General features: G+C 73.7%; 7 protein-coding genes and 1 pseudogene. 2 read left to right on the plus strand and 6 right to left on the minus strand.

All coding sequences use genetic code 11. The features are described from left to right. The 3 genes and pseudogenes from L0B03_RS11340 to L0B03_RS11350 all read right to left on the minus strand — a co-directional run. Positions 1–228 (minus strand): annotated as a pseudogene (locus L0B03_RS11340) (hypothetical protein); the annotation flags it as partial. Then, entirely contained in the window at positions 225–833 is a 609-nt protein-coding gene (sigK, locus tag L0B03_RS11345) for an ECF RNA polymerase sigma factor SigK (RefSeq protein ID WP_250445897.1), read from the minus strand. The gene sigK and the pseudogene L0B03_RS11340, both read right to left, overlap by 4 nt. Before the next feature lie 77 nt (positions 834–910). Continuing rightward, entirely contained in the window at positions 911–2,203 is a 1,293-nt protein-coding gene (locus tag L0B03_RS11350) for a hypothetical protein (protein WP_250445898.1), read from the minus strand. Positions 2,204–2,380: 177 nt separating this feature from the next. Between L0B03_RS11350 and msrB the strand changes: the two genes are divergently transcribed. Both msrB and L0B03_RS11360 read left to right on the plus strand, forming a co-directional pair. Continuing rightward, on the plus strand, positions 2,381–2,794 hold the full coding sequence (gene msrB / locus L0B03_RS11355; protein WP_250445899.1) for a peptide-methionine (R)-S-oxide reductase MsrB: 414 nt from the start codon (positions 2,381–2,383) through the stop codon (positions 2,792–2,794). Further along, the gene (locus tag L0B03_RS11360) at positions 2,791–3,423 is read left to right on the plus strand and encodes a hypothetical protein (RefSeq protein WP_250445900.1); all 633 of its coding nucleotides are present in this window, start codon (positions 2,791–2,793) and stop codon (positions 3,421–3,423) included. The genes msrB and L0B03_RS11360 overlap by 4 nt, the downstream gene beginning before the upstream one ends. Positions 3,424–3,645: 222 nt before the next feature. On the opposite strand, the gene L0B03_RS19585 is transcribed toward L0B03_RS11360, so the two are convergent. The 3 genes from L0B03_RS19585 to mshD form a co-directional block, all read right to left on the minus strand. Then, positions 3,646–4,632 carry a bifunctional NUDIX hydrolase/histidine phosphatase family protein gene (locus L0B03_RS19585; protein ID WP_250445901.1) on the minus strand — a complete coding sequence of 329 codons (987 nt, stop codon included), beginning with the start codon at positions 4,630–4,632 and terminating at the stop codon, positions 3,646–3,648. A gap of 10 nt (positions 4,633–4,642) precedes the next feature. Further along, positions 4,643–6,868: an RNA degradosome polyphosphate kinase gene (locus L0B03_RS11370; protein WP_250445902.1), complete on the minus strand. Its 2,226-nt coding sequence runs from the start codon at positions 6,866–6,868 to the stop codon at positions 4,643–4,645. A 100-nt stretch (positions 6,869–6,968) separates the two neighbouring features. Further along, on the minus strand, positions 6,969–7,467 hold a 499-nt coding region (gene mshD / locus L0B03_RS11375; protein WP_250445903.1), incomplete at its 5' end, for a mycothiol synthase.

Genomic DNA, 7,467 nt, shown 5'->3' on the forward strand with positions numbered 1-7,467 from the left:
CTGCCCGAGGTGCGCGGCGGCGGCCTGGAGCCCGGCCAGCTCGCCCGCGGCGTCCTCGTCGGTCGCGACCAGGCGTTCGACCTGGCGGCGCTCGACGTCGTCGACCGCGTCCACGGCGTAGGCACCGAGCAGGGTGCGGGGGTCCTCGGGCGGGGTGCCCTGGGTCCCTTGGTTGCCTGTGCCCTGGTTGCCGGTGCCCTGGCTGCCGGTGGGCTGGTCGGTGCTCATGCGGGGACCCCCAGGCAGTCGCGCAGCCGGAGCAGGCCGTCGCGGATGCGGCTCTTGACGGTGGGCAGCGGGGCCGTGAGGCGGGCCGCGACCTCGCGGTAGGTGTGACCCCCGTAGTAGGCCATCAGCACCGCGTCACGCTGGGTGTCGGTGAGGCTGCCGAGGCAGTCCCGCACACGTGCTCGTTCCATCTCGACCTCGACCTCCTCTGCCACCACGTCGAACGGGGGATGGTGCATGCCGTCCAGGGAGCGCTGGTCGCGCTCGCGCTGGGACTGGACCGCGCGGACCCGGTCCACGGCCCGCCGGTGGGCCAGGGTCATGACCCAGGTGCGGGCCGAGGCCCGGGTGGGGTCGAAGCGGGCCGCGGTCCGCCAGACCTCGAGCATGACCTCCTGGGTGACCTCGGCCGCGTGGTCGGGGTCCCGCAGCACGGCCCGGGCGGTGCCGTGGACCCCCGCGGAGAGCAGGTCGTAGAGCTGGGCGAAGGCCTGCTCCTCGCCCCGGGCCGTGGCCAGGAGAAGGTCCTCGGCCGACGGCGCCGTCGGCTCGGTCCGGCTGGACCGGGGAGCCGCAGCGGAGTCAGGGGCCTCGGGCGAAGTCACGGAGGTCAGTGTGCCCCAGGTGGTGCCGGCATGCGCCACCGGCACCACCTGGGGCACGGTCTGGGACCCTCAGCCGATCACTCGACCAGGGCTGCCGAGAGGGAGTCGATCGCCCCCGCGAGGGTCTCGACGTGGTGCGTCAGGCCCTCGGCCACGGCGTCGGACGGGAGCTCGCCACCGCTGACCTCCTCGAAGAAGTCACCGGCCTGCGGGCGGTACCCGTCGAGGTTGCGCAGAGCGTCCTGCGTGCCCTGCTCGTCGCCGCCGGCCCGGGCGACCGCGTAGTCGACGAAGTAGCCGATGTGCTCGCGCCACAGGTCGAGGAAGGCGGCGCCGTTCTCGTCACCGGCGAGGGAGGTCACGGCCTCGGAGAGCGCCACGGAGTTCTCGTCCAGGACGCCGGCCGCGGCGGTGAAGGCCTCGGACTCGGGGCCGCCCTCGGCCGTGTACGCGGTGAAGACCGAGATCGCGGCCAGGTAGACGTGCTCCTGGAGGAGGTACGTCATGTCGGACCGCAGGGTCGAGGCGGGGTCGGACGGGTCGCCGTCGAGGTCGAGCGCCGTGTCCAGGCCCCCCGCGATGGTCTCGGCGGCCATGCCGACGTGGGACGCGGCCTCCTGGAGCGAGGCGTACGCACCGGTGTCGCCGGCGGCGAGGCCGTCGATCGCCGCGGTGAGGGTCGTGATGTGCATCTCGAGGGACTCGGCGATCGCGGCGGCCGGCAGCTCGCCGGCGCTGATCTCCTCGAAGAAGGCCCCGGCGTCGGTCGTGTAGCCCTGCAGGGAGGCGAGGGCCGCGTCACGGGCCTCGGCGTCCCCGGCCTGCTGGGCCACGGCGTAGTCGACGAAGAAGCCGACGTGCTCACGCCACAGCGCGAGGAAGTCCGCCTCGGCCTCGTCACCGGCGAGCTCGCCGATCGCGGTGGACAGGTCCACCGAGTTGCCGTCGAGGGCCTCGGCGGCGAGGGCGAACTCGTCGGAGTCCGGGCCGGTCGTGTAGGCGGTGGCGACCGCGGTACCGGCCAGGTAGACGTGCTCCTGGAGGAGGGCGGTCAGCCCGGCACGCAGGTCGGCGGCGGCCGAGTCGACCTCGCCCTCGGTGCCCGTCGCGGTGGCCAGGCCGGTCGCGAGGGTCAGGGCGGTCTCGGGCATGTGCGCCGCGGCGGTGCGGGCGTCGGCGAACGGGTCGCCGGTGCCCATCGGCATGAGGGCGGACGTCTCGGCCATGTCCTGCGAGGCCGCGTCGTCGGGCATCTCCTCGGTCATGGTGGGCTCGTCGGCTGCCGGCTCCTCGCTCGAGCACGAGGTGAGGGCGAGGGTGGCGGCGACGGCCGCCACCACGGCGGCGTTGCGGGTGCGTGCGTGACGCATGGGGTCCTCCGTCGATCGTGGGATCTGCTGTCGGGTGTGGTTCGGAGCCGTGGGGGAGGCGGATGGGTCGATCGGCGACGTAGTTTGGAGCCGCGGCACCGCAGGGTGCCGGGTGAGGCGCCGACGGCGACGAGCCGAGCGGGGCGCCGCACCGCCCCAGGTGACAGGAGGACGGCCATGACGTACCAGGTGAGCAAGAGCGACGACCAGTGGCGCGAGGAGCTGTCCGGCGACGAGTTCGCGGTGCTGCGGCAGGCCGGGACCGAGCGGCCGTGGACCGGTGAGCTCCTCGACGAGAAGCGCGTGGGCACCTACTCGTGCCGCGCCTGCGGGGCCGAGCTCTTCCAGGCCGAGACCAAGTTCGACTCGCACTGCGGGTGGCCCAGCTTCTACGCGCCCGCCGAGGGGGACGCCGTCGAGCTGATCGAGGACCGCAGCATGGGGATGGTGCGTACCGAGGTGCGCTGCGCCCGGTGCGGCTCCCACCTGGGCCACCTGTTCGACGACGCCCCGCAGACCCCGACCGGGGACCGGTACTGCATGAACTCGGTCTCCCTGGCCTTCGAGCCGCAGCAGGACGCCCCAGGATGAGCGAGGCCCGCCGGCCTCGCCGCCCCGCGATGCTCGACCCCCGCGCGGCGGACGAGCTGCCCGGGGACGCCGACCCGGCGCTGCGTCAGGAGGTCGCGCACATGACGGCCAACGTCATCGTGCGGCAGGCCCGGGCGGCCGAGGACCCGGAGGTCGTGGACCGGCTGGTGCGGCTGGTCGAGGCCGAGGGCCTGGACACCGTGGCCGCCATGTGGTCGGACAGCCCCGCGACGACCCTGCCGGGGGCCCTGTGGCGGCTGTACGTGCTGCGGGAGTGGGTGCGGCGGGACCCGCACGTCGTGGCCGAGCGGTACCGGACCGGCGTCGTCCGGGCCGAGGTGCACGACGTCGTCGCGGGGGTCGCGAGCCTGCCCGGCCCGAGCGACGTCTCCCGCGTGGTGGACGCCGTGCTCTCGGGGGTGTTCACGGCGGACCTGGCGATCGCCCTCGAGCGGGGGGCGGCCTTCTGCCGGGTCCTGGCGACGGGGGCCGCCTTCGACGCGGACCACGTCGAGGACCGCGACGTCGAGCTCGCCGCGCACATGACCCGTGGCGCCTCGGGGCTCGTCCGCACCGCCGAGGAGCTCGAGGCGGCTGCCGCGCTGTGGCGGGCCGACCGCCTCGAATGAGGCTCATCTCACCGCTCGGGGAGCTGCCCTGGCGGGACCTGCGTTGGGCGGGCCGTTAAACTAGGGGGGACGCCGGGCCGCGGTAGCCCCGGGCTCCACACAAAGCCGCTACGAGCGGCCTTCGCGCCGACAGGCGCTCCCGGTCCGGCGTCGCCCCTCCCTTCATCTCGTGTCAGAACCTGGGATACCTCTGGGTATCCGTGCTTCTGACATGAGGTGGGGCTAGAGGGTGGAGGGGGGGCGGTGGCGCTCGACGGCGACGATGCGGGCCTTGTCGCCCTCGCCGGCGACGTGGGCGACGAGGATCTCACCCGTGCGGAGGTAGGGGTCCTTGGCGGGCAAGGTGCCGACGGTCCAGCGCCGGGTCGCCTCGCCCACCGTGTCGACGACGTCGGCGAGCACGGGGCGGTGCGTCGAGACGGCGGCGTCGCGCGGGTGGACGATGAGCTCACCCAGCACCTCGGAGGTCGCAGCAGGGTTCTCCGCGTGCGCCGCCTCGGTCAGGGCCTTCTGGCTCACCAGCGTGATCCCGGCCTTCGAGGCGTAGGGCTCGATCGTGTCGAGGCAGCGCTTCCACGGGCTGGTGACGACCTCACGCACCCCGAAGGCGGCGAGCACGGGCACCAGGGCCACGGCCTGTGCGGCCCCCTTGGGTGTCAGCGGTCGGGAGGACTCCCCGCGACGCCACGCCGATCGCCGTCGGGCCCGCCCGTGGCGGACCACCGTGACGGTGCGGGTCGCGAGGCGCTCACGGGCCCAGAAGGCCATCAGGGTCGCCAGCGGCGAGCGGTCGGCCGGGCGGGTGAGCAGCTCCTCGGCCGTGGCGGCCCCCACCCAGACGGCCTCGTCGACCTCCTCCGGGCTGGCGAGCTCGACCGGGGGGCGCACCGAGAGCGGTGCGGCGTCGGCCTCCTCGGCGGGCCGCGCGGCCCAGTAGTGCACCTGCTTGACCCGGCCGTCGGACAACGCGTAGCGCAGCCCGGGCAGGGGGATGCCGAGGACGACCTGGAGCCCGGTCTCCTCGGCGACCTCGCGCACGGCCGCCGCGGGCAGCGACTCACCCGGGTCGACCTTGCCCTTGGGCCAGGACCAGTCCTTGTAGCGGGGCCGGTGCACGAGCATGACCTCGAGCCGTTCCTCGCGCACCCGCCAGGGGATGGCCCCCGCGGCGTGGACGGCCGTCGGCCGCCCGTTGCTGACCTCGCTCACCGCTCGCGGCTCACCGGTCGCGGTGGTGGCGACGGCGCTGACGCTTGATCAGCATCGCCTGCAGGTCCTGGAGGGGCGTGCCGTCCTCGCCGTGGCTGTGCCGCTCCCAGGTCGCGTCGGGGCCCAGGTGCCAGGAGGCGGTCTCGGGGGACATGGAGATCTCGAGCAGCTCGACCAGCTCGGCGATGTGCTCGGGGTCCCGCAGGCTCACGAGGGTCTCGACGCGGCGGTCCAGGTTGCGGTGCATGAGGTCCGCCGAGCCGATGAACACCTCGGGCTCGCCCCCGTTGGCGAAGGCGAAGACCCGCGCGTGCTCGAGGAAGCGCCCCAGGACCGAGCGCACCCGCACCGTCTCGCTCAGCCCCGGCACCCCCGGGCGCAGCGCGCAGATCCCGCGGACCACGAGGTCGATCGGCACCCCCACCTGCGAGGCGCGGTAGAGGGCGTCGATGGTCTCCTCGTCGACCACCGAGTTCACCTTGAGCCGGATCCACGCGGGCTGGCCGGCCAGGTGCGCCTCGGCCTCGCGCTCGATCCGCTCGACCAGCCCGGACCGCACGCTGCGCGGGGCCACGAGCAGCCGGTGGAAGCGGGACTTGGGCGCGTACCCCGACAGCTGGTTGAACAGGCGCGTGAGGTCCTGGCCCACCTCGGGGTCGCAGGTCAGCAGGCCCAGGTCCTCGTAGAGCCGCGCCGTCTTGGGGTTGTAGTTGCCGGTCCCGACGTGGCAGTAGCGGCGCAGGCCGTCGCTCTCCTGACGCACCACGAGGGAGAGCTTGCAGTGGGTCTTGAGCCCGACGATCCCGTAGACGACGTGCACGCCGGCCTGCTCGAGCTTGCGCGCCCAGGAGATGTTGGCCTGCTCGTCGAAGCGTGCCTTGATCTCGACCAGGGCGAGCACCTGCTTGCCGGCCTCGGCCGCGTCGATGAGGGAGTCGACGATCGGGGAGTCCCCCGAGGTGCGGTACAGCGTCTGCTTGATCGCGAGCACCTGCGGGTCGGCGGCGGCCTGGGCGAGGAAGGTCTGCACCGAGGTCGCGAAGGAGTCGTACGGGTGGTGCAGCAGGACGTCGCGACGTCGTAGGGCCGCGAAGACGTTGGTCGGCTTGGCGCTCTCCACCTCGGCCAGGTGGCGGTGCGTGCCGCCGACGAACCGGGGGTGGTGCAGGTCCTGGCGGTCGAGGTCGGCGATGAGGTTGAGGCCGGTGAGGTCGAGCGGGGCGGGCAGCTGGTAGACCTCGGACTCGTCGACGCCGAGCTCGCGCACGAGGAGCTCGCGCACCCGGTCACCGATGTCGGCTGCGAGCTCGAGGCGCACCGGGGGGCCGAACCGCCGCCGCAGCAGCTCCTTCTCCATGGCCTGGAGGATGTTCTCGGCGTCGTCCTCCTCGACCTCGAGGTCCTCGTTGCGGGTCACGCGGAAGGTGTGGTGCTCGACGACCTCCATCCCCGGGAACAGGTGGTCGAGGTGCTGGGCGATGACCTCCTCGAGGGGAACGAAGGAGGTGGGGCCCTTCTCGGGGTCGGCCGCCTGGGTGCTGGGGGCGCTGGGCCGGCCACGCTGGTCGACGGCGATGAACCGCGGCAGCAGGGGCGGCACCTTGACCCGCGCGAAGTGCTCCTTGCCGGTCGACGGGTTGAGCACGACGACGGCGAGGTTGAGGGACAGGCCCGAGATGTACGGGAAGGGGTGCGCAGGGTCCACCGCGAGCGGCGTCAGCACGGGGAAGATGTGCTTGCGGAAGAACTTGTGCAGCCGGTCCTGCTCGGTCGAGGCGAGGTCGTCCCAGTGGACCAGGGTGATGCCCTCGGCGGTCAGGGCGGGCTGGACGGAGTCGGTGAAGACCCTCGCGTGCCTCTCCATGAGCTCCTGGGCGCGGGCGTCGATCGCTTCGAGGACCTGTCGCGGGCTGAGCCCCGAGACGGCGGTCACGGCCATGCCGGTCGCGATGCGCCGCTTGAGGCCGGCGACCCGCACCATGAAGAACTCGTCGAGGTTCGAGGCGAAGATCGCGAGGTAGCGCACCCGCTCGAGCAACGGCACGGACTCGTCCTCGGCCATCTCCAGGACGCGCTGGTTGAAGGCCAGCCAGTCGATCTCGCGGTCGCTGAACCGGTCGGTGGGCAGCGGGACGAGCGCGGCCTCCTCGGGCTCGGCGCCCGACGGCGTGCCCGTCGACGGTGCGACGCCGTCCTGGCCGGAGGCTCGCGTGCGGGCGTCGGGCTGCGCAGTCATGGGTGCATGGTCGCACCCCCGGGTGGCCTCCGGGAACCCGGACGGCGCGTCGCCCGAGGGACTGCGGAGCGTGTGGCCCCTCCCTGCTCGACGCCTCGGCTCAGCCGTACTGGACGTCGACCCGGGAGCGCTCGAAGCCGGCCCGCGTGTAGGTGCTCACGGCGGCGGCGTTCCCCGCCTCGACGTACAGCGTGGCCCGCGCGAGCCCGCGGTCACGCAGGTGCGCCAGCACCAGGGCGGTGAGGTGCCGTCCGAGCCCCGACCCCTGCGCCGCGGGGTCCACCCCCAGCGCGTAGAGCTCGCCGTCCTCGGCCCCGGGCTCGACCTTCATCCACGCCGAGGCGACCAGGCGCCCGTCCTGCTCGGCCAGCAGCAGGTCCTCGGCGCGGAACCAGGGCTCGGCCTGCCGCGCCTCGACGTCGCGCAGGGTCAGGCGGCCCTGCTCGGGGTGGTCGGCGAAGGCGCGGGCGTTGACCTCGAGCCAGGCCTGCTCGTCCTGCCCGACGACGAAGGGCCGCACGACGACGCCGGGGGGCGCGACGGTCGGGGTCGCCGGGCCGGCCGACCCGGTCAGCGGGCGGCTCATCTGCCAGAGCTCG

Origin of the sequence: Actinotalea sp. C106, assembly GCF_023630195.1 — a bacterium.
Taxonomy (GTDB): Bacteria; Actinomycetota; Actinomycetes; order Actinomycetales; family Cellulomonadaceae; genus Actinotalea.